Source organism: Shewanella sp. Pdp11, assembly GCF_002838165.1.
Classification (GTDB): Bacteria; Pseudomonadota; Gammaproteobacteria; order Enterobacterales; family Shewanellaceae; genus Shewanella; species Shewanella hafniensis.
The window spans coordinates 1,441,681-1,465,042 of sequence record NZ_CP015194.1 but is presented as its reverse complement, the minus strand read 5'-3'; the positions used below and the strand labels follow the sequence as shown (position 1 = coordinate 1,465,042).

The 23,362-nt window shown below is 46.4% G+C and carries 32 protein-coding genes; 5 read left to right on the top strand and 27 right to left on the bottom strand.

Annotated features, from left to right (window positions below; all coding sequences use genetic code 11):
- Positions 1-38 precede the first annotated feature (38 nt).
- A complete protein-coding gene (locus AYJ58_RS06555; RefSeq protein WP_106649476.1) occupies positions 39-623 on the top strand; it encodes a Rha family transcriptional regulator in 585 nt (194 codons plus the stop codon).
- Between the two features lie 83 nt (positions 624-706).
- On the opposite strand, the gene AYJ58_RS06550 is transcribed toward AYJ58_RS06555, so the two are convergent.
- The 22 genes from AYJ58_RS06550 to AYJ58_RS06450 form a co-directional block, all read right to left on the bottom strand.
- Positions 707-1,012, bottom strand: a complete 306-nt coding sequence (locus tag AYJ58_RS06550) for a helix-turn-helix domain-containing protein (RefSeq protein WP_012088290.1) — start codon at positions 1,010-1,012, stop codon at positions 707-709.
- The gene (locus AYJ58_RS06545) at positions 996-1,382 is read right to left on the bottom strand and encodes a type II toxin-antitoxin system RelE/ParE family toxin (RefSeq protein WP_106649475.1); all 387 of its coding nucleotides are present in this window, start codon (positions 1,380-1,382) and stop codon (positions 996-998) included. Before AYJ58_RS06545 ends, AYJ58_RS06550 begins: the two co-directional genes overlap by 17 nt.
- Before the next feature lie 116 nt (positions 1,383-1,498).
- Complete coding sequence (locus tag AYJ58_RS06540; protein WP_106649474.1) at positions 1,499-2,218, bottom strand: hypothetical protein; 720 nt, start codon at positions 2,216-2,218, stop codon at positions 1,499-1,501.
- Complete coding sequence (locus AYJ58_RS06535; RefSeq protein WP_106649473.1) at positions 2,215-2,640, bottom strand: hypothetical protein; 426 nt, start codon at positions 2,638-2,640, stop codon at positions 2,215-2,217. The genes AYJ58_RS06540 and AYJ58_RS06535 overlap by 4 nt, the downstream gene beginning before the upstream one ends.
- A 15-nt stretch (positions 2,641-2,655) precedes the next feature.
- Positions 2,656-3,213, bottom strand: a complete 558-nt coding sequence (locus AYJ58_RS06530; RefSeq protein WP_106649472.1) for a hypothetical protein — start codon at positions 3,211-3,213, stop codon at positions 2,656-2,658.
- A gap of 19 nt (positions 3,214-3,232) precedes the next feature.
- On the bottom strand, positions 3,233-3,571 hold the full coding sequence (locus AYJ58_RS06525; RefSeq protein WP_106649471.1) for a hypothetical protein: 339 nt from the start codon (positions 3,569-3,571) through the stop codon (positions 3,233-3,235).
- Positions 3,564-3,887: a DUF2190 family protein gene (locus tag AYJ58_RS06520; protein WP_106649470.1), complete on the bottom strand. Its 324-nt coding sequence runs from the start codon at positions 3,885-3,887 to the stop codon at positions 3,564-3,566. Before AYJ58_RS06520 ends, AYJ58_RS06525 begins: the two co-directional genes overlap by 8 nt.
- Before the next feature lie 76 nt (positions 3,888-3,963).
- Positions 3,964-6,036, bottom strand: coding sequence for a ClpP-like prohead protease/major capsid protein fusion protein (locus AYJ58_RS06515; protein ID WP_232790870.1), 2,073 nt, complete (start codon positions 6,034-6,036; stop codon positions 3,964-3,966).
- Positions 5,945-7,519 (bottom strand): phage portal protein, encoded by a 1,575-nt coding sequence (locus AYJ58_RS06510; RefSeq protein ID WP_106649469.1) that lies wholly within the window; start codon positions 7,517-7,519, stop codon positions 5,945-5,947. Before AYJ58_RS06510 ends, AYJ58_RS06515 begins: the two co-directional genes overlap by 92 nt.
- Positions 7,520-7,568: 49 nt before the next feature.
- Positions 7,569-7,775 (bottom strand): hypothetical protein, encoded by a 207-nt coding sequence (locus AYJ58_RS06505; RefSeq protein WP_106649468.1) that lies wholly within the window; start codon positions 7,773-7,775, stop codon positions 7,569-7,571.
- Between the two features lie 28 nt (positions 7,776-7,803).
- Positions 7,804-9,801, bottom strand: coding sequence for a phage terminase large subunit family protein (locus tag AYJ58_RS06500; protein WP_106649467.1), 1,998 nt, complete (start codon positions 9,799-9,801; stop codon positions 7,804-7,806).
- A complete protein-coding gene (locus AYJ58_RS06495) occupies positions 9,776-10,309 on the bottom strand; it encodes a terminase small subunit (RefSeq protein WP_106649466.1) in 534 nt (177 codons plus the stop codon). The genes AYJ58_RS06500 and AYJ58_RS06495 overlap by 26 nt, the downstream gene beginning before the upstream one ends.
- A complete protein-coding gene (locus AYJ58_RS06490; RefSeq protein WP_106649465.1) occupies positions 10,263-10,619 on the bottom strand; it encodes an HP1 family phage holin in 357 nt (118 codons plus the stop codon). Before AYJ58_RS06490 ends, AYJ58_RS06495 begins: the two co-directional genes overlap by 47 nt.
- Positions 10,600-10,845, bottom strand: coding sequence for an Rz1-like lysis system protein LysC (lysC, locus tag AYJ58_RS22190; RefSeq protein ID WP_406675684.1), 246 nt, complete (start codon positions 10,843-10,845; stop codon positions 10,600-10,602). Before lysC ends, AYJ58_RS06490 begins: the two co-directional genes overlap by 20 nt.
- Entirely contained in the window at positions 10,730-11,233 is a 504-nt protein-coding gene (locus AYJ58_RS06485) for a hypothetical protein (RefSeq protein ID WP_106649464.1), read from the bottom strand. The genes lysC and AYJ58_RS06485 overlap by 116 nt, the downstream gene beginning before the upstream one ends.
- Positions 11,214-11,747 carry a lysozyme gene (locus AYJ58_RS06480; RefSeq protein WP_106649463.1) on the bottom strand — a complete coding sequence of 178 codons (534 nt, stop codon included), beginning with the start codon at positions 11,745-11,747 and terminating at the stop codon, positions 11,214-11,216. Before AYJ58_RS06480 ends, AYJ58_RS06485 begins: the two co-directional genes overlap by 20 nt.
- Before the next feature lie 920 nt (positions 11,748-12,667).
- Positions 12,668-13,282, bottom strand: a complete 615-nt coding sequence (orn, locus tag AYJ58_RS06475; RefSeq protein WP_106649462.1) for an oligoribonuclease — start codon at positions 13,280-13,282, stop codon at positions 12,668-12,670.
- A gap of 8 nt (positions 13,283-13,290) precedes the next feature.
- Positions 13,291-13,668 carry a hypothetical protein gene (locus AYJ58_RS06470; protein ID WP_106649461.1) on the bottom strand — a complete coding sequence of 126 codons (378 nt, stop codon included), beginning with the start codon at positions 13,666-13,668 and terminating at the stop codon, positions 13,291-13,293.
- Complete coding sequence (locus tag AYJ58_RS06465) at positions 13,655-13,873, bottom strand: helix-turn-helix transcriptional regulator (protein ID WP_012586800.1); 219 nt, start codon at positions 13,871-13,873, stop codon at positions 13,655-13,657. The genes AYJ58_RS06470 and AYJ58_RS06465 overlap by 14 nt, the downstream gene beginning before the upstream one ends.
- A 55-nt stretch (positions 13,874-13,928) precedes the next feature.
- Complete coding sequence (locus AYJ58_RS06460) at positions 13,929-15,185, bottom strand: tyrosine-type recombinase/integrase (protein ID WP_106649460.1); 1,257 nt, start codon at positions 15,183-15,185, stop codon at positions 13,929-13,931.
- Entirely contained in the window at positions 15,175-15,861 is a 687-nt protein-coding gene (locus tag AYJ58_RS06455) for a replication protein P (RefSeq protein WP_106649459.1), read from the bottom strand. Before AYJ58_RS06455 ends, AYJ58_RS06460 begins: the two co-directional genes overlap by 11 nt.
- Entirely contained in the window at positions 15,858-16,607 is a 750-nt protein-coding gene (locus tag AYJ58_RS06450; protein WP_106649458.1) for a helix-turn-helix domain-containing protein, read from the bottom strand. Before AYJ58_RS06450 ends, AYJ58_RS06455 begins: the two co-directional genes overlap by 4 nt.
- Before the next feature lie 158 nt (positions 16,608-16,765).
- Between AYJ58_RS06450 and AYJ58_RS06445 the strand changes: the two genes are divergently transcribed.
- Positions 16,766-17,044, top strand: coding sequence for a hypothetical protein (locus AYJ58_RS06445; protein ID WP_014620853.1), 279 nt, complete (start codon positions 16,766-16,768; stop codon positions 17,042-17,044).
- 170 nt (positions 17,045-17,214) lie between these two features.
- Here the strand turns inward: AYJ58_RS06445 and AYJ58_RS06440 are convergent, their stop codons facing one another.
- From AYJ58_RS06440 to AYJ58_RS06430, 3 genes are read right to left on the bottom strand one after another with little or no spacing between them, the layout of a single operon-like run.
- Positions 17,215-17,541 carry a hypothetical protein gene (locus AYJ58_RS06440; RefSeq protein ID WP_106649457.1) on the bottom strand — a complete coding sequence of 109 codons (327 nt, stop codon included), beginning with the start codon at positions 17,539-17,541 and terminating at the stop codon, positions 17,215-17,217.
- 5 nt (positions 17,542-17,546) lie between these two features.
- Positions 17,547-18,170, bottom strand: a complete 624-nt coding sequence (locus tag AYJ58_RS06435; RefSeq protein ID WP_106649456.1) for a hypothetical protein — start codon at positions 18,168-18,170, stop codon at positions 17,547-17,549.
- A gap of 31 nt (positions 18,171-18,201) precedes the next feature.
- Entirely contained in the window at positions 18,202-18,405 is a 204-nt protein-coding gene (locus tag AYJ58_RS06430; RefSeq protein WP_106649455.1) for a Cro/CI family transcriptional regulator, read from the bottom strand.
- An 86-nt stretch (positions 18,406-18,491) separates the two neighbouring features.
- Here AYJ58_RS06430 and AYJ58_RS06425 point away from each other — a divergent pair, with 86 nt between their 5' ends.
- Complete coding sequence (locus tag AYJ58_RS06425; RefSeq protein WP_106651757.1) at positions 18,492-19,187, top strand: S24 family peptidase; 696 nt, start codon at positions 18,492-18,494, stop codon at positions 19,185-19,187.
- Between the two features lie 959 nt (positions 19,188-20,146).
- Here the strand turns inward: AYJ58_RS06425 and AYJ58_RS06420 are convergent.
- Both AYJ58_RS06420 and AYJ58_RS06415 read right to left on the bottom strand, forming a co-directional pair.
- Positions 20,147-20,806 (bottom strand): hypothetical protein, encoded by a 660-nt coding sequence (locus tag AYJ58_RS06420; RefSeq protein ID WP_157825767.1) that lies wholly within the window; start codon positions 20,804-20,806, stop codon positions 20,147-20,149.
- Positions 20,796-22,280, bottom strand: coding sequence for an AAA family ATPase (locus tag AYJ58_RS06415; protein WP_106649453.1), 1,485 nt, complete (start codon positions 22,278-22,280; stop codon positions 20,796-20,798). Before AYJ58_RS06415 ends, AYJ58_RS06420 begins: the two co-directional genes overlap by 11 nt.
- A 458-nt stretch (positions 22,281-22,738) precedes the next feature.
- Between AYJ58_RS06415 and AYJ58_RS06410 the strand changes: the two genes are divergently transcribed.
- Positions 22,739-23,092 carry a hypothetical protein gene (locus AYJ58_RS06410; RefSeq protein WP_012196661.1) on the top strand — a complete coding sequence of 118 codons (354 nt, stop codon included), beginning with the start codon at positions 22,739-22,741 and terminating at the stop codon, positions 23,090-23,092.
- Positions 23,089-23,349, top strand: coding sequence for a pyocin activator PrtN family protein (locus tag AYJ58_RS06405; RefSeq protein WP_106649452.1), 261 nt, complete (start codon positions 23,089-23,091; stop codon positions 23,347-23,349). The genes AYJ58_RS06410 and AYJ58_RS06405 overlap by 4 nt, the downstream gene beginning before the upstream one ends.
- Positions 23,350-23,362 lie beyond the last annotated feature (13 nt).

The following is a 23,362-nucleotide window of genomic DNA, read 5'->3' as shown; positions in this document are numbered from 1 at the left end:
TTTTGTGATGATTACTCTCGATCACAGGAGTGTCACCCATGAACCTACAACAGCCTAAAAACACCCCCGCACAACTGGTATTCATTAACGGCCAGCAAACCATTACTAGCTCGCTGATCGTTGCCGATTATTTTGCTAAACGTCACTGTGATGTTTTACGTAAACTAGACCAAATACTTATTGAAGCACCCAGCGAATTTACGTCTACGCATTTTTGCGTAAACCTGCAAAATCAAAAGGTTGGCAATAATCAGCGCGATTTACGTCATTACCAAATGACCAAAGACGGTTTTATGTTTTTAGTCATGGGGTTTACGGGTGCCAAAGCCGCCGAACTGAAGATCAACTTCATTAATGCCTTTAACGAAGCCCAAGCCCGCCTGTCCCGCACCCAAAGCCCGTTTGAACGTCAACGCATGTTATTTACATGGGAAGGCGGTAAGATTGTCAGCTCACAGCCCATCGATGATGATCAGTTTGTCACTCGGCGCGATAAGCTGGTCAACTATATCCGCGAACCACGCTTTTTATCCCTTGAGCAGTTAATCGAAATTAGCGAAGCCGCTAACCAACAAATCGCCTGTATCGCGCGTATTGGCCGCGAGCAAGCACGGCTAGGGTAAAGCGACTGTTAAACGCCCATAAAAAATGGCTACCGTTGGGTAGCCATTTTTTGTTTGCACTGTTGTCTGACTTAGCAGTATTGCTAACTCATTAAGATCTCTACGCCCTGTTTTTTGACGATATTTAGCAACTTTAATGCGGGGCCATCGGGGTGTCGCTTACCTTGCTCCCACTTTTGTACGCTTGATAACGATACATTTAAATATTGTGCAAACACAGGCTGGCTTACCTTGTTACTCGTACGCAACTCTTTTATGTCAGCGGCAGAAAACTCTGCTAACTCAGGTAAGCAAAGCGCGTCAAACTTGCGCATGGTTTCTGGCGGCATGAGACCAGATGCATGTAACCCTTGGGCGGTATTATGTAATGACTTAAGTAAGCGGCTCATTTCTTATTACCTCGTATAACTCTTTATCTTTTATTGCTTTAGCTAACTGAGTGTTGTTGTAACTCAATAATAATTTAGCTAATTCTAACAGCACGGCTTTTTCGGTTTTAGTAATATTATCGCGTTCATTTTTAGCAAAACCAAACATGTAAAAAGCTTTATCTTCAGAGCGAAACGCAATCAATGTCCTAAAACCACTGCTTTTACCCTGATTCAGCCTAGGTACCCGTTTTTTGACCACGCAGCCACCCAGTTTGGCATCGATTAAACCGTTATCCATTTCGGTAACTGCTAGTATTAATGCTGTATCTTCAAGGCCTTCATCATTTGCCCATGATGTAAATTCTGCGGTTTTAAATATGCGCCCCACTATTATTCCTAACTGTAGCACTATGTCCTATAAAAACATATTAGCACCGAGAGGGAGATATGTACAATAACTAGGCTAGCCCAAACGAAATGGGCAGGCCTAGTAACAACCTAATTTTATGCTGCGCTACGGACGAAGAACTTAGATTTACCCGTGGCAACGATTGAGCTGTCAGCGAGTACAGCACCTTCAATATCGAAGCTACCGTAATCGGTACCGATCAAGTCTAAGCCTGATGTGGGTGTGGGCTTCCACTTATAAAACTTCAGCATCCACGGTTTGCCGGTTGAGTCGTTAATACCGTCAACAACCACACTGACCGTTTTGCCTGATTCCGTTAATGCCTGCAACGCATTACCCGCTTGGCTGGTGTAGCCAATGGTTAATGTTTGGCCTGCTGTAATGGCGCCAGTCGATAACGCGCGGATACCTGCGGCACTGACAACATAATCTTCATCAAGTACATAAGTCACATCACCCGCTTCATTTTTAACAACAGGGGCGATACTGGTATCAATCATTTTTGCGGTTTGTGCTAAGCCATCGAGCACAGCGATAATTTCTTCATCTGCGACGGGCGTTGCAGTTAATACATCAATCTTACCGCGCATAGCTAGCGCTAAGTTCTCGTTGTTAAAATCGTAAAAGGTTGCACTTAATTTTACGGATTTAATCAACGTGACTTCATCGGCATAACCCCCACCACCACGGTAGTTGGGCAAGGATTTGGTTTCTTGTTCGATAGCGAGTTTTACGCCGCTCACGTTGCCACAGTCACGGCCATCGATATAGACGATCGCTGAGCCGATGTAACTTTCGGTTACTATTTCACTCATAGTGAGTCTCCAAATTTAACGGTATTAACAAGGGATAAGGTGAACACCGCTAGGCCGTGTTCTTCATGGGCTTCGGGCATGATGTACTTGCAGGGCTCTGTCTCTTTAAAGCTGATCACCGAGGGTAACCAGCTAGGTTTTTCAGGGAAGCGTTCATCTTTATAAAAGGCTTCACGGATAGCGCGCACGAGGTTGATTAGCTCACTGGTTGGTTGCGGATTTTTAGCGAGTTTTACGCCAGCAACCACTTGCAGCACTAGGTCATCCTTATATTTATCAATGCCATTTTTAGCATCAAAGGCATCGGTATACGGCTGCAAAAAGATGAATTTGCTTTCTTTGGCAATGGACTGCACATAAAAACCTTCACGCACAGTGGCGCCGTCAACCAGCCCGAGGCGGTCTAAGATTGCTTGGATCATGGAGTTGCCTCTTAGTTAACGGCTAGCGTGGTGGCCGTAGCGTTCGCGTAGATGCTTAATAATTGGTGCTTCAATGTCTGGTAGCACACTTCTAAAACTACCCGCAACGGACGGACCATAGAGTGGTTTTGGCACCTTCGTATTCGCTTTTATAGCTTCTTCTTTTTTAAGAGTGCGCCAAGAGTTATCGCCGCGTTTGCGAGAAAACATCACTGTATTATTGTTAAAGCCAATAACGGTAAATGCACCTTTGAACCAAATCTTTTGATTCCTTAATGTGTTGACCATAAAGCCTTTGTTCATTTTAAGTGCAAAGTTATTTAACGAACTTGGCTCATAACGGGCTGATATAAATACATTTAAATCACTAGGATTTACACTGAAGGTCATGTTTTCATCAATGTAATCTCTGGATTTAAAACCATATTTATTGAAAATAGCATTCACAGCCATTTTCTTGGCAAATGGTCCAGTATCCGCAAGCGCCTTATTGATATTTGGCGTTATCTGATTGCGGATGCGGTTTAGTTCATTAGTGACTTCTTTAAGCCCTTCAATTTTTATTTTTGCCATAGCTGAGCTCCGATGGTCGCTAAAGCGGAATATAGATAAAGGTCACGCTGACCGAATCCATGCTTACCCTTTGGGTGAGCCGTCCTTGCTGGGCGCTAATGCCCTCACCTATCGCAAACTCATCACCAGAATTTACCGCCCCTTCGGATTGTAAAAACTCGGCACGACTGATTAGCTCGGGAATATATTCATTAGACGAGGCCGCAATTTCTGCACCGTTATCATCCAAACTCACCAGGCGAGTAAATGGCGCGGAGCCATCGCTTGGGGTAAAAAGGCACGGGTCAGCCAAACGCTGAAACAGTCGCACCATTTTACCCCGCACGCGATCGGCAAAGTGGTTGCCAACGTTAGGCATTGATCTTCACCCAGACGGTTTCGGCGCCATTGCCAGCTGCCAACCACGCCTTACCGACTTTGGTATTGTCGGTGGCGGTGGTGGTCAGTTCTTTTTCGGTGTCGTCCCAATACAGATCAACACCTAAAGCGACCACATCAGTGGACTTTTTCGGTAGCTCAAACACGCCTTCGGTGACGCCTGTACCTTCGGTATCGGCGGCAATGGCGCCAATCGCCACAACTAACAATGTAGCCAGTAATACTGCTTCACCACTGGCAACTGCGGCGGTGGGCGTAAAGCTGATGGTCTTGCCATCTTGCACATAATTTTTCATGTGGATAATCCTGCTTAAAAAACTGAATGAAAAAGGGCTATCGTTTGATAGCCCATTTATGTCGGTTTAGCGCTGTTTACACGCCTGTTGATTTCACCAAGCCACGGTAATCAAGCGGAGCCACACCCGCATCGATACGCACTTTGGTGGCTACGCCGTCGATAGTGAAGCCTTGTTGCTGTTCAATGTAAGGCGTGTCGATACCATCAAGATAAGCCACCTCAATGGTGTCGCGGCCTTGGCCCGCAGAAAGGAACCACTGAACCGTGCTGTTATCATCTAAACGAGGCTCAGCAATCACTTCTGCAAAGTTTTGGATTGGGTTAGCAATACCTGAATTCACATCGGCACCTTTAACAGAACTGGACTTAATGATCTGGTTAAACGAGGTTTCAAGCGCTACAGGGCACAGTACAAACTCAGGGCGAATATTCAGGTGGCGATTACCCGATTTTTGCTTACGCATTAACATGCGATTAGCATCGAGGGCCGCCACACTTGGCGCACCGGAACCTATGTTGCCGTGTTCATTATGGAACAGCGTTTTGCCATCAGCCATTGCGGGGTTTTTGGTTAATACCGCATATACCAAATCGCCAATGGTGCCTTTGGCGGCAAAGCCCATTTTCATTGGGATATCAGTCAACATACTCATATCGTCGTTGATAATGGCCTGACGGGTAATGCTGAACAACTCGCCATAGGTAGCCAGCGCGATTTGTTGCGCATGGTCGCCAACGGTGACGTACTTGTATTCCGCACCTTCACGCACTTGGCGCAGGCTATTAAAGTCACCAAGGCCGATACGTTTGGCGATATTAAAGTTGCCTAACTGGCCTTTCTTGGTCCAACGCTCAAAGGTTTCTTCGGCGGTTTCCCAGCCCATTAACACTGATTTATTAGCTACATCTAACAGGATATTGCCAAAGTCGCTTGAGCTGTGGGTAAAGGCTAAGCCGACCATATCCATTTTGTTGAATCCAGCGCAGCCGATACCGCGATCTAACAGTGAGGCGCGTGCCAACTCAAGCATGGTGTAGCTCGAATAGTTGTTGCTAGCTTCAGCTTTTGCATGGCCGGAACGCGCCATTAACTGAGCACGAATAGAGTCACCAACGATATTGCCGTTACCCGCATAAATAGTCGTGCGAGGTAACGTAGCGCACGGCGTAGTGTTCTCACCCAGCTTTGCCAAGATCATGTCTTTGGCTTTATCAGCATTGATGTTGGCATCGGCAATACACTGGTTTTTTAACTCGGCTAACTCAGGAAAGAAAGCAAATGCCGCATTGATACCGTTCATACGCTCAGTATTAAACGCAATCGCAGCCGCTTGAATAGCAGTGGTATCAGGTTGATTTGTGGGAGCAGGAACCTGAGCACTCACAATCGGAGCTGGCGCAGGCGCGGGTTGTGGTGCAGGCGAAGGAATGTTTCCCTTTGGTGCAAACAGGTTTTTTAGATGTTCAGGCATATTGGTAAAATCCTTAAGACGTTTTGAATTAAGTGATGCCGCCATTTGCAGCGGATCGGTGAGGGTGTTGGCAAAACCTTTTTCCACTGCTTCGCGGCCTGTTAACCATGTTTCAGCGGCTAATAAGGCGTGAAGTTCATCTTCGGGTAAGCCTGTTTTGTGTTGGTAGGCGCCCACTAAATTGCCTTCAACCTTATCGAGCAAGTCGGCGTATTTGCGCATATCTTCGGCATCACCGAGAGTTCCGCCCCAAGGCTTATGCACCATCATCATGGCGTTTTCAGGCATGATGACTTCATCAAAAGCCATGGCAATCACACTGGCCATCGAAGCGGCAAGGCCATCTATGTAGCAAACTTTGTGCGCTGGGTGGCCTTTGATCATGTTGTAAATCGCCATGCCTTCGAATACATCGCCGCCTGGCGAATGAATACGGGCGGTAATGGTGCCCACTTTGCCTAGGGCCTGTAGATCACGGGCGAACTGTTGCGCACTAATGCCCCAGCCGCCAATCTCGTCATAGATCATTAACTCGGCATTACCGTTTTGGGCTTTGAGGCTATACCAGCTATTGGCGGGTTTATTACTCTGGTTCAGCGTTGCGACGGGCACGCTCAGCGCTCCGCTTGGCAGCATTGCGCTTAGCATTGCTGATGCTATTGGGGTCTTTTTCACTGTTAGGATCTCCTAGCGAGGGGTCGGGGTCATTGGCCGTGACCATGTTGTTTTCGCGGTTGTAATCCACCTCACGCTTACGCTGGCGTTTTACTTCTGCAGGATTACGGCCACGGGCGCGAGTCCAATCGGCCTCGGTTGCGACATTGGCAGCGATCATCATTTCCCAGCCTTCGGCCTCTTTACGTGGGTCAATCCATGGCATGGTGGGCCCGTAGTACACGGCATCAAATAAGGTGCGCATGTCGATATCTGGCGGTAGCACTAATGGGTCCTGCTTGTTGTGCATTTCCATTTTGAGAAAATTGCGGAATACAGGGCGCGACCAGCCAGCACAAAACCACTGCTGCATAATGCGGTTGGATTCGTCTTGCTCAACCAGCTCTTGGCGCTGGCTTGAATAACTGCCTTTGTAGTCACGGGCAATGCTGGAATAGCTGCCACGGGTACCAGCTGCGGCGGCTTTTAATTGGCCGTTACGAAAATCAACTAAGTGCACATTAGGCCGATTGGATTCAATCATGCCCACATCTTCACCGGGCTTGAGATCATCGAAGGTCATGCCAGGGGCAATGGGGATTTCGCGGCTTGACGATTCACTACTTGAGTCAGGAACAAACATGGCGGCATCACCACGCTTGATGTAAAACGCCAGCGCGGCGGCAATCCTTGCGGCGACTCGCTCGGATTCTTCATAGTCTTTAATATCACCAAGGCGGGTTAAAATGCCGTGGAATAACGAAGCGCCGCGCAGCTGGTGCAAGCGTTTGAACAAGCCTAAGTGCATCATGCTCGATGCGGGTATCACTTTGGTTTTGTATCGAAAGCCGACTTGATCCGCAGGGTGATCCAGCAATACGTGATAGTTAACCACTTGGCCCCAGCCGTTAACCTCAAGCCCTTGGCGTACCCGCTTTGCTGGTTCGTTTAACTCGTAGGGGATAAAGTCGGCTTCTAAGGCTTCAATGCTGTATTGGGTGCCTTGCTCGTTGGGGTGGCCGAACTTAGCCACTTTACCCATCACATGCTGGCCGAATACATCACCATCACGCAGGGCGCTACGTAACACTAAACGCTCTAATTCAGGGCGACTAAAGCGGCCCGTCACATCACACTTAAGCGACCATGCACCGAAACGGCGTTGAATATCATTGGCTAAGTCATCAAGGATTTCACCGCTAATACTGCGCGGTTGCGGTTCAACCACAATCCCTTGGGCACCGATCACCCTTTCTTCCATGCGGTCGAGAATGCCGATACTGAGGTCGTGGTTTTCATCCAGCCAACGGGCTTGCTCACGCAGGCTTTTACCAGCGGCAAACACTGCTTGGTTGGCCCCGCGACTTTCCTTTTTAGCGCGATGCGTGCGGCTTGGGCTGGCGGCTTCATACCCTTTCAGGTTGCGGTAGCTCATCGCTGCCGCTTCACGCTGTAATGCTAAACGCGGGGCAAATATCGCCAGCGCATCATTGATAATGCTCATGTGTTGCTCCGACTTATATTTTTAGAAGTGCCCTATTAATGCGGCTTGATTAGTTAAAGCTGGCTAACTTAACGCCGCCCTGTGGACGGCTAAAGGCATTTAAACGGCGCTCCCACTCAAGCCGACCTTTGCGGATTTCGCCTAGGTCCTCTGTGGTCATCGTCTTGCCGTTGATCGTGGTTTGCTTGCCGGCCAACACATCAAGCTCGGCCTGAAAGTACGCATCGATCATCTGTTGGCATTGGGTTTGGGTCATGCTGTTATCCTTGGCTTTATGGCATTGACTACAGCCAACCGCCAGAACTGCCACCACCGCCACCGTTTAGGTAAGCAGCATTCGCATTGGCCTGTTTTGCGGCTTTGGGTTTAGGTTCTTTGGGTTGGTCGCTTGATATGGCGATCGGGGTAACTTGTGAAAGCTTGTCGAGGTTGATGCCGAATTTCTCTATCGCGATATATAGCGCGGCCAAGGCGTAAACGAAACAATCTAACGCCTCGTTGCGGCGCTTTTGGTTGTCCCATTTATAGATGATCCGCCCGTTTTGGCGCACCGGCACCTTGCGTTCGCTGGTGAGCTGTTGCAGCTCAACGTCATCACATACCGCTTCGTTTAGCGGAAAGTGAATCGCACCAGGCTTGCGCACATCAACATCAGGGGCAATCCGCAACATCGACATCAACAGCTCTTTGGCGTTGTCGGTACCAACCTCCGTTAAGTAAACACCTTTGGCGGTTCGCTTACGGGGGAAGTTGGCGATCGGCTTACCGTAAACGTTGGCACCTCTAATGGGTATAACCCGCATTAGCCCAAGCTTTTTACTCATAGCGTAAACGTCATCGGTGTAGTGGCCGCCTGAGTCCCAACCCGCGACACCAATATTGAGCACAACGCCATCGGCACGAGCGTAGCTTTGGCCGATACGCTCAGCCACTTTGTCTTTTAATACTTGGCTTGCTGGGTCGCCGTATAAAATAAAGCGGTCGATTAATGCCGCCTCTTTACCTGCGCCCCAGCCCCAAATGCGGCCCTCATAACGGTCGTCTTGGGTGTCGATACCTGCCGTTAAATACACCACCCAGTTAGGCACTTTGCCACTCGGGTACATTTCGCGGCGCTTAGCTAATTCTTCCCACTCTAAGCGTTCGCCGTTGTCGTTATCCCACGGCTGGCCTAACTTAGTGTTGACGAAAGTCTGCAGCTTTTCTTTATCGCCTTTGGCTTTAAAGAACTCAGTAACCAGTTTCGCCCAGCTGTTGAGCGAGTTATAGGCCGACCAGATATGAATCGAGATATTGGGCGGCGTGGTGATGTCGTTTCCATCGGTATCATAAAAGTCTAAAAAGTCTTTTGTGCGGATGTCGGTGTTTTCGCATATCCACACTGCACTGGGGTGCAGCTCCATATCGTCGAGCTGATTGTTTTCGATACAGCAACCACAGTGCTCACACAGATAATAGGCTGTGCTTGGATCGTGCTCACCCTTGGCATTTTTGTGCCACTTAATACCAAAGGCTTCTTCAGGGCCACCCCACTTTAAATCCTGCAGCTCAAAGCAGTGTGGGCAAGGCAAGTTGAACTTAAAATAGTGCGGTGATTCGCTGCAGGCTTTTTCAATCTGGCAAGTACCAAGCACTTTAGGCGTTGAACCGCGGATCGACTTAGGGAACATCGACAGTTCGATACGAGTATCACCAAGCGATGTGGCGTTACCTTCGTGCTCGATGGATTCATCAAAACCCGCTAGCTCATCGTAGATCACATCATCGGTGGAGATTTCGCGATAGTTAGCGGCAGCGGTACCACCGCGCACCATCAACGTTTTGCCATTGGTGAATATTTTATCTTCTAGCGTGCTGTCTTTATGCTTGCGCCCCATCCAAGGTGCAAGCGCGCGCCAAACGGGAATATCACGAATCGCTGTTTCAACGTGCTTTTTCATGAAGGTTTTGGCTTGACCATCACGAGGCTGATAGATCAGCACGTTGCGCTTTTTGTGCTCAATCTTGTAAGCAGCGTTAGCCATCAGCATTTTGGTGTAACCGACACGCGCTGACTTCATTAAGTTAAGCGTGCTGATTTGGTCGTTACCCATGGCATTAAGAATGCCAATTTGAAACGGTAAACTTTCCCACTTGCCCTCGGTGTAAGAGGACTCCGACGACATGTAAAAGTGCTCGTCGGCGTATTGTGAACAGGTGAGCATGGGTGGCCGATAGAACGAACGCAGCCCAGCAGCAACGGCGGCTTTCAGATTTTTAATCTGCGCGGCCGATATACTCATCTAATAAACCCTCTATGCCCTCCGCAAGATCGGCGGCGGTGTTTTGGCTTTTAATCACCTCCGCTTTGATAGCGTCGATTGTGCGTTCTGGAATGTCGGGAAATTTGCGTTTTACCCGTATGTGTATTTGATCAAGCACTGGGGCAATTTGCGCCGCAATGCGATTTAGCACAAAGGTAGCAAAACTAACTTCGACCACTTCTTTGAGGTCTTTTTCGTTTTTAATCTCCTGCCCAACTGCTTGTGCCCGAGTTAAGCGCCAGCGTTCGTAGTCCATATCTGGCTTATCAGGATCATCTTCATCGGGTTTAGTGATGGTTTTTTTACGATCGTTGGCAAGTCTGTTACCCACCACATCAGCCATTTTGTATAAACACACGCGACCGCGCTTGCTGTGTACTGGCACGTCCCACTTATCAAACGCTTGGGTGCTGATCTCAAGGCTTTTGCATAAGTCAGTTTTACTCAGTAGAACAGGCTCGGGTGGTGATGGTTGAATGCGGGCCATTAGGATGCTCCACTTGTTTTAGCAGGGCGGCTTTCAGTTGCATGTCGGCAGCGTGAAGTTGCATGTCGGCGGCGTGAAGTTCTTGTTTGCGCTTTTCGTCTTTTTCTTCTTGTAAGCGCTCACGTTGACGGCGAAATTCTTGATAAGCAATGTTGCCCAAAAAAGTGAGGAAGGCGAGTAATACGCCAATTAACATCGCCACTTTATCCATAGTAAAGACACCTCCCAATGTGCTCATTAGTGACGATATATAGGCACTCAACGTAAACCCTTTTTGGGTGGCAACATCATTAATGTATGGATTGTTCATGCTGTTTTTCCATTCGCCATGTTTCGAGTTTCTGCCAATCGGTATCACACTTGGCGATCACGGCTAAGAGTTGAATGATGCAATCGGGCAGATCAGCATTAGCGTCTGAGCTACATTCGGCTGGCAGGCACTGGCTCATTAATGATTGCGGCGGTAACACATATTGGGTCTGCTTGGTGACTACGGTGCGCGCAATAGGCGGCGTGCTTGAGCAGCCGCTTAACATCATCAGGCACAACAGTATTAGCCCAACTTCGGGTTTGTTCATTAGCTGAGGTCCTTAGTTTTTTAATGGCGTCTCGCTGATCGGCAAGCTGGCGATCAATCTCAGCCTTGGCTTTAGCGGTTTGTTCATTGAGCGCTAAGACAAAGGCGTAATCCTTAGCAAGCCTGTCACGTTCGATGGCCTGCGCTTGCAGTTCATCGGTAACGACTGTGAGATCATCTTGCAGCATGCGCTGGTTAACGGCGGCAGTTTCGAGCTGCGAGTTTTTTAACGCGAGGTCAGCTTTAACGGCGGTAAGGCTAAGGCCAAGTAGCGTTATCACTATGATGAGCGCTGCGATTAAATACAGGTGCAGCGAGCCCGTGGCATTAATGATTTTGTTCCACATATAAATCCTTTAAGCAGATTGTTTGCTCTTTTGCTCGGCGTTCGACTAAGCCAGGCTGCTTGATGTCACGCGCATAGACAAACCCATTACATCCATGTTTGCCGCAGGCTTCGGTGAGCTGGTGACAAGCGGCCACCCGTTCGCCACGCAGTAACAGCTTGCGCAAGGTGGAGGTTTGAAAGTTACCCGCGCCAAAGTTATAAATCAGACTGAGATAAGCAGCGTGTTCACCTTCGGTAAGTTGCACCGGATACGTTAGCCGCCGCAGCTGCCGATCGGCTTTACCTAAATCCTTGGCGAACATTTCAATGCATTGCTGCTCGCTAAAAAACTGGTTGATCTCAAGCTCAGGGCCAGTGTGACCAAAGCAAGCAGTGATAACTTCCACCGGATCAAGATAAGTGTGCAGAATGGGCTCGCCGTTCGGCGCTTCGACTGGTGCAATTAAGTTAGCACCCGCTAGCGCAACGGCAGAAGTCAGCCCCAATGCCATGAGCCTTTGCTTTAATGACATGGGTCAGTCTCCTTTAAAATGAGGTTAGCCTTAGCGCGGCCAACGGTTAGATCAACGGTGAAGGTAGCCGCCTCTAACTGCTGATGTTTTTAGTGTCTTTCAACGTCCGTAGCGGCAATGTCGAACACCACGGCAACACATACCCACCACGGCCACCATTGCAGCGGCCGCTTTTGTTCAGCTGGGGTTAGCTAACGAGCAGCTATTTGGATGTTTGCGAATAAGAAATGGCGACAAATAAAAAGGGCTCCTAAAAGGAGCCCTTGGCAGACAAATAACGTGCGACTGAATAAATGTAACCTTAGCAAGCGTATACAAATGTACTCGATTTTAAGGGCCTTGAAAGCGGCAAATGTGCCGCATAAAGCGACAAAAGTGCCGTTTCGGAATTTGTAAATATGTGATACATGAAAACTTAATCACAGAGGATTTATCGTTTTACTTATCACTTAAGTGATTTGAGTGATAAAAGCATTTAGCTGAGTTTACATTTTACTTATCACTTAACTGATTTAGCTATTTACAGCGACATGCAACACGAACAATGAGAACCATATTCCCAACGCCAAGAAAATGGTCATCACGTAAAAATTCAGATAAGGGGAAACCGGATGATCGAAGGATCAAAAAACGATCTGGCAAAGTTGTTATATTCGGCGGCAAAAATGACCATCAAACATCACTAGACACACACTTAATAAAATTAATATAAATCATAAAGATAAGTTAGAATTTTGTTACTTGAATTTCTTTGGATTTTAAGGGGCTCATAAAACAACAACCAACCACCCCAAAATTCTCATATGTAGTGAAGCATTGCGCGTCACCGCCCCCGCAGTGAAGGCAGCCGGAAGGACCCGTGATGATAACAGGTCGCATCTAGCCCTGATGATAGCCATTCTCATTTGAGCAGGCAGAGCCTAACCTATTGACAAAGATGATATTTCGCAACCAAACAACTCGTCGCGATAGTACTTGAGTTCCGCTATCGACTCCCGAATATCGGCTAAGGCTTCATGCTGATACTGCTTAGCCTTAATCGCATTACGCTCTACCTCAGGCGCCCAAGCTCTAGCTGCGAGCCCTATTGCTGATATGTCTAGCTGCCTGTAATGCATGTACTCATGAAGCTCAGGCATTTGGCACATGATAAACGAACGATCAAGCATGATTGAGTTACCCGCAAACACCACACCAGTCTTAGCTTTACGGTCATGCTTAGGTATTCCCAGTGCTTTCAGGTGTTCGAGTACCATCTGCTCAGCCTGTGCTAACGATACTGATGAGGCACGAACAGCAGCTAACAACCCACTCTTAGTATGCACATCTATCGCCCACTCATGTGACCTTGCAATGTGTTCATCGTCTTGATGCACAACAATGTGCAGCGCTTCACCCACTTGGTTTAACTCACTATCAGTCACGATAAAGGCCAGCTCAAAGATAGGGTAATACTCCATACCCAGCATCCCATTGTCTAAGCGGCCGTTCAGCCCACCCGTTTCTAAATCACCAAACAAAAAGAATTGCTCCATCACCCACCTCACTTTGCTAATTGAATCTCTGCTCTTCTCAACCAATACACATACGACTTCTTACTGTCGAACCCCATCAATGCCCACTGGCCTTTGCACACGTAACAGGTGCGAATCGCCCGAATACAATTTGGCGATAAGCACTCAATCATCCTATCGAACTGGACCACATGCTTAGGAACGCTCAACTCCCTAACCAACGCACATCCATAAACCTGCACCTCGCCTAACTTATCGCAAGCACTGCGATTAGTGAAACCTTTACCGAGTTCTTGGAACGCCCAATAACGCCCCCAGGCATTGAGCCCAGCACGAAGGGCTTTCATGTTGACCAAGTCATCACGCCCATCGGCAACCAATGTCACTCTTAAATTAGATGGTCTCATTCGCTACCTCCGTGATCTGCTCAATCGATAAATGAAATACATCATCCAAGATGGCAAGAAAATGGTTAGAAGGAACATTGCTTTTGCCGCTCTCCCATCGCTGATAAGTCCGGCGATCCACTCCGTAAATCTCAGCCACTTCATGCTGACTAAAGCCCCTAATACCACGCCCAGTTTTTAGAATGATTGCTGACCGATTGCTCATAAAACCACCTTAATTTGTGCCATTGCATACTCTTGTAAGGCTGATGCAACGATCATCACAGCCACCCACTCGCACCAAGGGTTTGAGCACTCCCAACATTCGCAGACGATCTAGGGATTATCTCGGGCGCAACCTCACTAAAACCGAGCGAAATTAAATGCGCGTGATACGCATCAAGCGCACTCAACATACCCTTATCCAAAGTCGAATGAACATAGGTACGCAAAAGCACAGGCAAGGCATGATTAAGCAACCGCTCACCCACCATAGTATCCACGCCCATGTCTTGGATAATCGTCCGACAAAGCTTACGCAAATCATGCGAGGTAAACTCTTTAAACCGAATCGTCTCACTCCAATAATGCGCAGTGCGCTGGCTAATAGCGCCCACATCACCCGCAAACAAAAACGCCCGCTTACCCACATTTTTAAGCTGCCACTGCAAATAATGCTGGATCAACGCCTTAGCCGTAGGCGTTAACGGTAGCCGGTGCTCTTGGCGGTTCTTCGCGTTCGCCGCAGGAATAAACCAAAACTCACCCGCAAAATGCTCCCATCGTGCTAAACGGGTTTCACCGATGCGGGTACCGAACATCAGCATCAGCATAAACAGCATCGCAACAGGCATAAATGCATCCCGCAACGCCACAAACAACGGCCCGAGGTCCGACTCCATCAAGCGCGTATCTGGCTTAGGTGATAAGGTTAAACTCATCGTCACTCGATACCCCATCAGAGGATTAAGTAATAACAACCTAAAATCCGCCGCCAAACTCAACGCCCGCTTAAGCACATTCACACTCAAACGAATGTAATGCGGCGCATAACCCTCATTCAGCATCAGCTTCACCAACGCACTATCCACCACCAAAAACGACAACTCAGCCAAGGCCACATCCCCCAACTTAGGCAGCAGCTGCTTACGCATAATCGACCTACAGTTATCGCGCCAGCTCGGGCTTAAGGTCGTATTACCATCCAAATAATCCCCATACCACAACAGCAAATCAGTCACAGTCGCAAACTCACCGCGCAACACATCCGCGCCCGCACTGCGCTTAGCCAGCATTACAGGTAAATCCGCTAAAAACGTCTTAATGCACATGCTCGGCCACACGCCTTGCTTCTTCCAAACCGTCTTATCCCCCTCATTAATCACCAAATGCACGCTCGCCTTCGTCCTATCCGCCGTTGCCCGTAAACGCAGCTCAGGAAACTGCGGGTCCCTAAAATCCCGCGTCAAACCGCCACGTAACCAACGGCGCAGCGCGGCATCGTTCAACTTACCCACCTCAACCCCGCTAGCAGCCATCGTTTGCCCCCTTAAGCCCTAGGTTTGCCCGTAAATTGGCAATAATCGATTTCGCCTTTGCCGCCTCAGTCGGCCGCGTCACCGTTTCAGGTAATGCCTTTGGCAACTCAACATCGGTCAACTCGCCACGGCTAAAGCGCCTGCATAACACTTTGTAATTGCGCTCAAACGTCATCAACACATCCTTTTCGAGCCCAGTCGCAAACATCCAACTGCCCGTCTCGCGCACCGCTAAGCGCACCACATCGTGGCTCCATGTATGCTTATCAGGGTGATGGTAATGGCGCGTTGCCTCCTTAAACGCCGCCTCTAACTTGGGCAGCCCTAAATCACAGGCCGTGGGTTGGCACCACAAAGCAAACTGGCGCGGTGTCGGCCAAAACTGCCTATCGCCCTGCTCGCGTCTGGCGCGATTCAGCCCCGCTTGCACTTGCTCACGGCTCGCAATCCCCTGCGCCGCCAAGGTTTTAAGCCACTCGCCTTTGTGGGTCGCTTCGTCCTCAGGCCGTGGCGCACTCACCGGGAACAACACCCGCAATTTGCTAAACACGCTGTCCACAATCGCCATGTCCATTGCCGTGGGCTCAGGTTGCGTCACCCGCGCGCCCTGCCCAACCAGCGGCTGGCGTATCAAGGTCTGCAGTGATTTCATGCTCGTATTTTGCTTCGCAGTCATATCAAAGGATCCTCAGGGTCATACACCGCATGGCGCCAATCCACTTGCCCAACCGCGGCGGCCATCGGTCTTGGCAACGGCGTTAGCCAATGGCGTTCGCGGATAAACTTGGTAATACCCAACACAAACTGGCCGTTCGCACTAAAGCCCCAACTTGCATCCAGCGCCGCAGCCTCCTTCAACCACGTCACCGCCAACACGCAATCGGCATCGGTCAGCTTTTCACCCTTCCACGCTTTCCACGCAGCCGAATCCGAGCCGCCTTTGCGATGGGCGGGATAGGCTTTAAAAAACGCATTGAAAACCGACTTAGCACTCGTTGCTGGACAACTATCTTTTAAAGATTCCTTGATAGGTTCAAAAGAGTGATAGATTCCGGTGCTATCTGGTGGCACAGGGGGTGTGCTATCTGGTGGCATACCTATGCTATCTGGTGGCACCCCTTCGGTGCTATCTGCTAGCACAGGGGGTGCTACCTCGTAGCAGATTGAAATCGTGTAAATATTGGTTAAATTTCCCTTAGGTCCCTTACGATTTTTAATCGTCACAAAACCCATATCAACCAAGGCCGCAATATGCTTTCTCACAGTGCTATGACCAATCTCGCACTGATCTGCAATATGCTGATGGCTCGGCCAACATTCACCATTATCGTTCGCGTTGTCGGCCAGCTTAATCAACACCAGCTTGCGCAGTGGATTACCCACCTTGGCCTTCATCGCTTTTACCATCAATTCCATGCTCATAAGCCACCGCCTAACTGCGCGACAGCCAGCACAAAATTGACGAAATCATCATGTATACGTAACATGTAATCGCCTCTCTTAGGTATTAAGCCCGCGCTCAGTCGCCAAACTTTAGCGGGCTTTCTTATTTCAAAAACTCACATAGCAAAGGAACTGCCATGACTAAAGCCCACCGAACGAAAGAACACTACGAAGCAAACAAAAAGCTTCATTCAGAAATTGGCCAACAAGCCTACTCGCTAGACGTATTTGGTGACGAACTGGCCGAACGCGAAAAATATAAAGGAGTGACAGGCATAGACGCTGTACACCTGTATATCTGCTTAAAATTTTGTTGGAAGCCAAGCGATGTTCGAGCGATGACCGAGCAAGATCTTCGATTCTTACTGACTCAAGAAATGCACAATTGGACTTTGCCAAAAGAAGCACGCGTGTAGACTCGCAATCCGTCGTCTCGGCCTGTGACTTTAAACAGGCCGCTTTACAGCGCAGGATGGCAATATCACTACGAACCATCGGTTCTAAATCCGCCAAACACTTATCACTTAACTGATTTGTGAACATGTCATTCACTCCTTCTTTCATTTCAACAAGTCATTCAAACAAGTCATTTCAACAACTGCCACTTATGCCCATTGGCACACACAGCGCGCTTTGAGCCCGACTTGGTTTGCTTTAAAGCCAAACCGCACTGGCCACACGGCACATCAGCCACCCGCTTAAGCATCACCGCATTAATCTGTGCGCTGTGATTAGCGCGTTTAGGCCGATAACCTAACGCCCGCGCCACTTTTACATACTCTTTCGCAATCCATTTGCCATCGGGCTCCAAGTGCAAACCGTCGCCGATCATGTCGCCCAAGCGGATCAACTGCTGGTGCAGCTCAGCTTTAGCACTGGCGATAACATTAATGTTTAGGTTCGATTGCTGCATCGCTATCACTTCTCGGCCGCGAATTGCGCCGCCTTACCGCCATGACTCGCTAAATACGGATACGCCAGCTCTAACGCCGCCATGCTCGCTTGCGTGGTCGCCGCCGACTCTTTTAACTCGCGGTGCGCCGCCACTAACTGCTCGCGCTTGGGCTCATCGCCCAAATGGATCACCGCCACTTGCGCCTCGGCGTTCTCTTTAGTTAACGACGCCGCCATATCGGCCACATGCAACACATGGCCGTCATTCATACGGTCAGCTATCACCGTTACCCCAGTACAACCAAACACATCATTGAGATACTGCACCCGCAAATGCTCGGGCAATGCCGCCACCAGTGCTTGCTCAACATGAAACAAGCGATCAACCTGCGGGTGTTGGCCTTCGTACTGGCCAAGCCAACGGAACAGCTTTTGGGCATTTATCCGCGCATCGTTGTGCACGTCTTGCGTGCTCGCAAAGCTAATGCCCTCCGCCGCCAACACCTCGCTTAGCCCAAGGCGCTCAACCGCCGCAACAAAATCTATCGCCAGCGCAAAGCGTGTCATCTTGGGTAACTCCAACACCCGATGAATCGTTTTCATCAACAAATTCAAACGGCTGTCATTTTTACGTGAATGGGTTTTCATGTGTACTGTCCTCCTTCAACCTAAAGTGAACCTAAGCCACACTCGCGGGCTTAGGATTATCTAAAACAACAACGGGGTTAACTTTGAGTGCGCCATGACTTAGGCGCTCGATTTGATAAGCGCGGAGTTCGGGAACGTCTTCACCCCATTGGCTAATTGCAGAAGGTTTGATGTTCAAGACCTGAGCGAGCTTGGTTTGAGAACCATAAAATTTGACGGCATCATCTTTTGTCATGAGTTGATCTCCACACTGAGCAAGTAAGTTTTCTTACACAATAGAAAGAAAGGAAACTTATGTCAACAAAAGATAAGATCACTTACATGAAAACACTCGGTCAGCGCATACGCGAAAAGCGTAAAGAATTAGGCATCACCCAAAAAGCACTTGGTGCTTTAGTTGGGGTTTCTGCTGTTGCAGTAACTCAGTGGGAAAAAGATGAGACAGCCCCAAAGGGCGCAAATTTATTTGCTTTAGCGAAATCACTGAAATGTGATCTCAGCTGGCTTCTAAATGGACAAGCCGCTACGAAACCTGAATCCAATGCTGAATGGGCTGGCGGTTTTGACCTATGGGACAGTGATAGTCCACTGGGTGAGGATGAAGTTGAAATCCCCTTTTACATGGATGTAGAACTCTCAGCGGGCGAAGGTATTACAGAAGGTGTTGAGTATAAAGGCCCCAAGCTCCGCTTTGCCAAAAGTAGCCTGAAGCGCCAAGGCGTAAACACGGATCGTGCAGCCTGTGTCAAAGTGAATGGCAACAGCATGGAGCCCGTATTACCCCACGGCTCAACAGTGGGCGTTGATACCTCAGCCACTGAGATCATTGACGGTAAAATGTATGCCATTAACCACGATGGCATGATGCGCGTCAAAATGCTCTACAAACTCCCCGGCGGTGGCCTGCGCCTACGTAGCTACAACACCGATGAGTGGCCAGACGAGCACATCAATAACGAACAACTTAAAAACATTAAAGTGATTGGCAAAGTGTTTTGGTATTCGGTTATGTTGTAAAGCATTTGCAACTCGAAAATAGCTTTTCCAACGTATTGTTGAGTATAACCCTGTTAAACAATTACGCTTATTAGCCAGATTCAGCTTAACTATCCTATTAATATCACCTCTTTTAGCTACAAACCAATCAACGCTCGACATAACTAGTTACAATGGTGCTTAACAGATGTATTTATGGGTATGAATCAATTATCTGGAGATTTGATTAATTCGAGAGCAAAAAAACTGTTGTAAGGAAGATACAGAGCAAAATGGGTCTGGTTTTATGGCCAGCGTGAATCACGCTAGTACAGCGAGATTCCCTAACTCCATTTTGGACAAAACTAGGTTAGTCCAACCACTTTAAGTTAACCTGATATAGATTTTAAAAAGTATCTTTTGCTTAATCAGCGAAGAAATAACTAAAGATCGAGCTAAGGCGATTCACCACAAAGGACACGGAGAGGAGCTAATTCTAAAGCACAGCTCTATATCTTAATGCTTTAATCTTCGCAGCCAAAATCTTTAACTCCTTGTGCTCCGCATAGCGCAGGGCACAGTGGTAAGAACGCTGTTTACTTTCATTAAGCATCAAGTCAAAACCAGATCTCCCCAGCGGAGGTAAAGGGAAGGAATATGGATGAGGGAAAAGAAATGGTTCAGTTGATTTCTATGGGTTTCCACTTAATGTGACTGTATAAAACTAGTTTATGATACATAATTATTTAAATAAAATTAGTTCCGTACATTTAATGTGTCACGACTAATTTCGATGATATCATTTGAAGAAGATGCCTTCTATTTATAAAGGCTGGCTTGATAAATTTTTTATGTTAATCAAGCTGAAGCCATAATAGAAATTCTTCATCAAGCTGGTTTGAGGTAATTAAAGGCTTAGCAAGGAGTTAGCATAAAATACAAAAGATATCGTTGGACGTTCTTTTATTTAATGTTCCTTTTCAAAATTGAGTTTGTCAGTTTTAACTAGGAAATCTTTGCTCAATACTTGCCCACTGTTCTCTAGCCATAGTATTTTCCATCTCTAACAAATGAAAATTTGTTATCCCATTGGTGTTAAATTTAGGATTACAAGTTGCAGTGCTCAAGTCTAGGGGCAAGGCCATTGCCATTGGTAAATTATCACTGGGAATAAATAACAACTTTATAAAAATATATTTTTCAATAGCCTCACTAGCTTGTACTTTATACTTTTCAGATTGGATAGCTGATTCTACAATATAAGTTAAAAATAACTTTGCATGCTCTATTTGTTGTGCACAACGTTCATCATCACCAGCTTTACTTGATTTCATATCGCATATAGCAATATAAAGTTGATTACCATTCTGATGAAAAATAAAGAAGTCACATTGTTTAGTTAGAAAAAAAGCATCATTTTTTACAAAAGAGGAGTACTTAGAGTGCTCTCCGTTTATAAAGTCAGCCTCAATTATAAGGGTATTTCTAAGTTGTTGATCTATCAAGACTCCATTATGAATTATTGATAAAGTTCTTAATGCCGCACCTGAACTACCTTCTACAAACTCTAATTCACTATGGACGTTTATACTAACTTTTTTCTTTTGGAATCGCTTGACAACCTTATTATCGAATATCCCTCTTAATTTATTAATCATCACAACTACTTTCCAATAAAGAATAATAAATTTCTTTAGTATATTTATTATTACTGTTTATTTCATCGTTGAATAATTTCATTGAAACCCCGAACTCTCCAACATCCATTTTGAAAATGCAGTTGTTAGACTTCGATACGACGTATGCTTTTACTTTTTCAGGAACTATAATCGAGTTACTAATGTTTTTATTATCTTTTTTAAACTCGTCTAGCTTTATACTGCTGAGCTTTGAACTTGATAACATTATTAAGTTATTAAGTTCTCTAATAAGGTGATCACTATGTGTAGTAATTAAAACTTTCACACCAGAATTTATCAATGCAGCGATAAGGCGAGCCATTTTAATCTGATTATCAAGGTGCAGATTTAATTCTGGCTCATCTATAATTAATAGCTCACCAACTTTTGCTTCTTTTTTTATATAATGCTCAATAAGAAAAAGAGACTTTGCTGATGATGAAACAACATGTAACGGTATTGCTTTATTGTCACTAGTTTTAAAAGTAATGCCCTTTTCACTAGAGTTAAATTCACCACCAATGAAATCATTTAGCATATCTAAGAGATAAGGCGACTTTTGAATTAACTCAGACTTGCTTTTATTCGTTAAAGACGCTCTTATAGTATCGATATTGTCTTGTATAGGATCGCCATACACTGGGTACAGGCCTATTTCTTTTCTCTGAGATGCTAAATACGACTTAATGTTATTAGCATGGATACTCCGTGTGAGTTTTTTAGCTATTTCTGATGCTTTTTTATCAAGACTAGGCAAAAATAATGCTATACCAGTTCTTTCAGATGTAATTATTTTAGTGTTAGGAAAAATGAAACTAGTTATCCAATCACTTAAAATTGTTGGCGCAACATCTATAGGCGTAATATCTGAGCGATTCAATAAGCCACTATGAGTTGTATACGTGAACGTAATATCTTCATCATCAATTTCCTTTTTCATTTCAATGTCTAGCATCTCAAAAAAACTAGCTTTATATAAAAAAGAAGTACTAACTAATTTTTGATATAATTCAGTATTTTCCTTCAGTGAAAAAAACACCTTCCCTTTATTTGTGAATTGGTTAAATAACTCAATTGTGATATTTGTATTAGCAAAGAAGTTTGAATCTGTGTTAAAAGTATTTTGCAACCCCTCTCTAACAAATCTTGTAGTAAAATCATTTAAATTTAGTGATATATTCAAATTTTTAAGGGGGATGGGGAATGAAATGGCGTCTGACTTCACGCTAGGATTATAATCTTTTTTGAAAAAATCAATAGTGATCTCGTTGATTGTTAAATCAAAAAGACGCTTGGAGAAATCTCTAAGCTCAAATTTTTCTTGGTTTAATAAACCCCAAATGCTATGACTTACATATGTTTTACCAACATTATTTCTTCCACAAATAATAGTTAAATCACCTAACTCAACGTCACCTTCTTTAATTGGCCCTAGATGTTCAAATTTAAATTTCATATGCACTTTAAACCTTAAGATGCTGAATAAATAGCTATTATTACCATTCGATCATAACAGATTTATGAAACTATAAATACAACTTTTCGTGAAGCTCATCACAGATGAACTGATTATAGACACAAAAAATCATCAAAAAAAATAGGACATTCATAAATTTTTATGATTATCAAACCCTTTAAGATTAGCTTTTCTATAGCTAAAGCTTTTTCAGCCTTTTAACCTTTTGAATTGCGAAAATCATTTTAGGGCATAAAAAAGCGATCTGTCTTATTCATAAAAATAGCCTTATTTATAGTTTCACCATAAACCCTCCTTAGTTCAATTGGTTACTCAACATTACCACTCGTTCATAAAACCATCAAAACAAAAATACCAAAAAATAAGTTATCTTTTTAATTGACGAAAAAGATAAGTCAACTTATCTTAAGCCTGTAGCCACTACCGAGGACAAGGAAATGATTCTAGCAAAAGTTCACACCACACCTAAGCAACGCGATGAGTTTCGTCTACTGGTTGCAATACGTTTTGCCTGCTTGATGGCGCTGGCTAAGGGCCACACCGACCCCATGGATTGCCCACGGGTGCAAGCCCGATGCGCCGAGCTGGTCAAGCATTTTGCCTATCACCACCCAAGCCCAGCCTTTTACCGCCAGTTTATTCGCCACACGGGCGAACTCGGGCTCAACTTCTGCCTGCGCTTTACCGAGCCCCAACAAGGCTTGTACGGCAAGGTGATGGTGTGGCGTAACGAACAGGCGGCCACTAACGTGCATCCGCTGCAACTCACCCAAGCGGAGCAACCAACATGAAAGGCATCAACACCGCGTTTTTGCTTATGGCCCAGTTCAACAAAGTGATAGTGCCACTGGATGAAATCAGCAAAGAGTATTTTGGCCTCGAACCGCGTACCGCGGCCAACTATGCCAAAGCCGGCCGCTTGCCCTTAGCCGCCTTTCGCACCAGTAACAGCAACAAAGCGCCTTGGATGGTCAATGTCACCGACCTTGCCGAATACCTCGACAAGCAACGCGACGCCGCCAAGCAAGATCAAATCAACTTAGCGTAATCAGCGGCTCAGT

Coding starts and splice junctions, on each gene's coding strand:
- AYJ58_RS06555 (WP_106649476.1), top strand. CDS start 39: ATGAACCTACAACAGCCTAAAAACACCCCCGCACAACTGGTATTCATT.
- AYJ58_RS06550 (WP_012088290.1), bottom strand. CDS start 1,012: ATGAGCCGCTTACTTAAGTCATTACATAATACCGCCCAAGGGTTACAT.
- AYJ58_RS06540 (WP_106649474.1), bottom strand. CDS start 2,218: ATGAGTGAAATAGTAACCGAAAGTTACATCGGCTCAGCGATCGTCTAT.
- AYJ58_RS06535 (WP_106649473.1), bottom strand. CDS start 2,640: ATGATCCAAGCAATCTTAGACCGCCTCGGGCTGGTTGACGGCGCCACT.
- AYJ58_RS06530 (WP_106649472.1), bottom strand. CDS start 3,213: ATGGCAAAAATAAAAATTGAAGGGCTTAAAGAAGTCACTAATGAACTA.
- AYJ58_RS06525 (WP_106649471.1), bottom strand. CDS start 3,571: ATGCCTAACGTTGGCAACCACTTTGCCGATCGCGTGCGGGGTAAAATG.
- AYJ58_RS06520 (WP_106649470.1), bottom strand. CDS start 3,887: ATGAAAAATTATGTGCAAGATGGCAAGACCATCAGCTTTACGCCCACC.
- AYJ58_RS06510 (WP_106649469.1), bottom strand. CDS start 7,519: ATGAGCATTATCAATGATGCGCTGGCGATATTTGCCCCGCGTTTAGCA.
- AYJ58_RS06505 (WP_106649468.1), bottom strand. CDS start 7,775: ATGACCCAAACCCAATGCCAACAGATGATCGATGCGTACTTTCAGGCC.
- AYJ58_RS06500 (WP_106649467.1), bottom strand. CDS start 9,801: ATGAGTATATCGGCCGCGCAGATTAAAAATCTGAAAGCCGCCGTTGCT.
- AYJ58_RS06495 (WP_106649466.1), bottom strand. CDS start 10,309: ATGGCCCGCATTCAACCATCACCACCCGAGCCTGTTCTACTGAGTAAA.
- AYJ58_RS06490 (WP_106649465.1), bottom strand. CDS start 10,619: ATGAACAATCCATACATTAATGATGTTGCCACCCAAAAAGGGTTTACG.
- lysC (WP_406675684.1), bottom strand. CDS start 10,845: ATGTTAAGCGGCTGCTCAAGCACGCCGCCTATTGCGCGCACCGTAGTC.
- AYJ58_RS06485 (WP_106649464.1), bottom strand. CDS start 11,233: ATGTGGAACAAAATCATTAATGCCACGGGCTCGCTGCACCTGTATTTA.
- AYJ58_RS06480 (WP_106649463.1), bottom strand. CDS start 11,747: ATGTCATTAAAGCAAAGGCTCATGGCATTGGGGCTGACTTCTGCCGTT.
- orn (WP_106649462.1), bottom strand. CDS start 13,282: ATGGAGCAATTCTTTTTGTTTGGTGATTTAGAAACGGGTGGGCTGAAC.
- AYJ58_RS06470 (WP_106649461.1), bottom strand. CDS start 13,668: ATGAGACCATCTAATTTAAGAGTGACATTGGTTGCCGATGGGCGTGAT.
- AYJ58_RS06465 (WP_012586800.1), bottom strand. CDS start 13,873: ATGAGCAATCGGTCAGCAATCATTCTAAAAACTGGGCGTGGTATTAGG.
- AYJ58_RS06460 (WP_106649460.1), bottom strand. CDS start 15,185: ATGGCTGCTAGCGGGGTTGAGGTGGGTAAGTTGAACGATGCCGCGCTG.
- AYJ58_RS06455 (WP_106649459.1), bottom strand. CDS start 15,861: ATGACTGCGAAGCAAAATACGAGCATGAAATCACTGCAGACCTTGATA.
- AYJ58_RS06450 (WP_106649458.1), bottom strand. CDS start 16,607: ATGAGCATGGAATTGATGGTAAAAGCGATGAAGGCCAAGGTGGGTAAT.
- AYJ58_RS06445 (WP_014620853.1), top strand. CDS start 16,766: ATGACTAAAGCCCACCGAACGAAAGAACACTACGAAGCAAACAAAAAG.
- AYJ58_RS06440 (WP_106649457.1), bottom strand. CDS start 17,541: ATGCAGCAATCGAACCTAAACATTAATGTTATCGCCAGTGCTAAAGCT.
- AYJ58_RS06435 (WP_106649456.1), bottom strand. CDS start 18,170: ATGAAAACCCATTCACGTAAAAATGACAGCCGTTTGAATTTGTTGATG.
- AYJ58_RS06430 (WP_106649455.1), bottom strand. CDS start 18,405: ATGACAAAAGATGATGCCGTCAAATTTTATGGTTCTCAAACCAAGCTC.
- AYJ58_RS06425 (WP_106651757.1), top strand. CDS start 18,492: ATGAAAACACTCGGTCAGCGCATACGCGAAAAGCGTAAAGAATTAGGC.
- AYJ58_RS06415 (WP_106649453.1), bottom strand. CDS start 22,280: ATGAAATTTAAATTTGAACATCTAGGGCCAATTAAAGAAGGTGACGTT.
- AYJ58_RS06410 (WP_012196661.1), top strand. CDS start 22,739: ATGATTCTAGCAAAAGTTCACACCACACCTAAGCAACGCGATGAGTTT.
- AYJ58_RS06405 (WP_106649452.1), top strand. CDS start 23,089: ATGAAAGGCATCAACACCGCGTTTTTGCTTATGGCCCAGTTCAACAAA.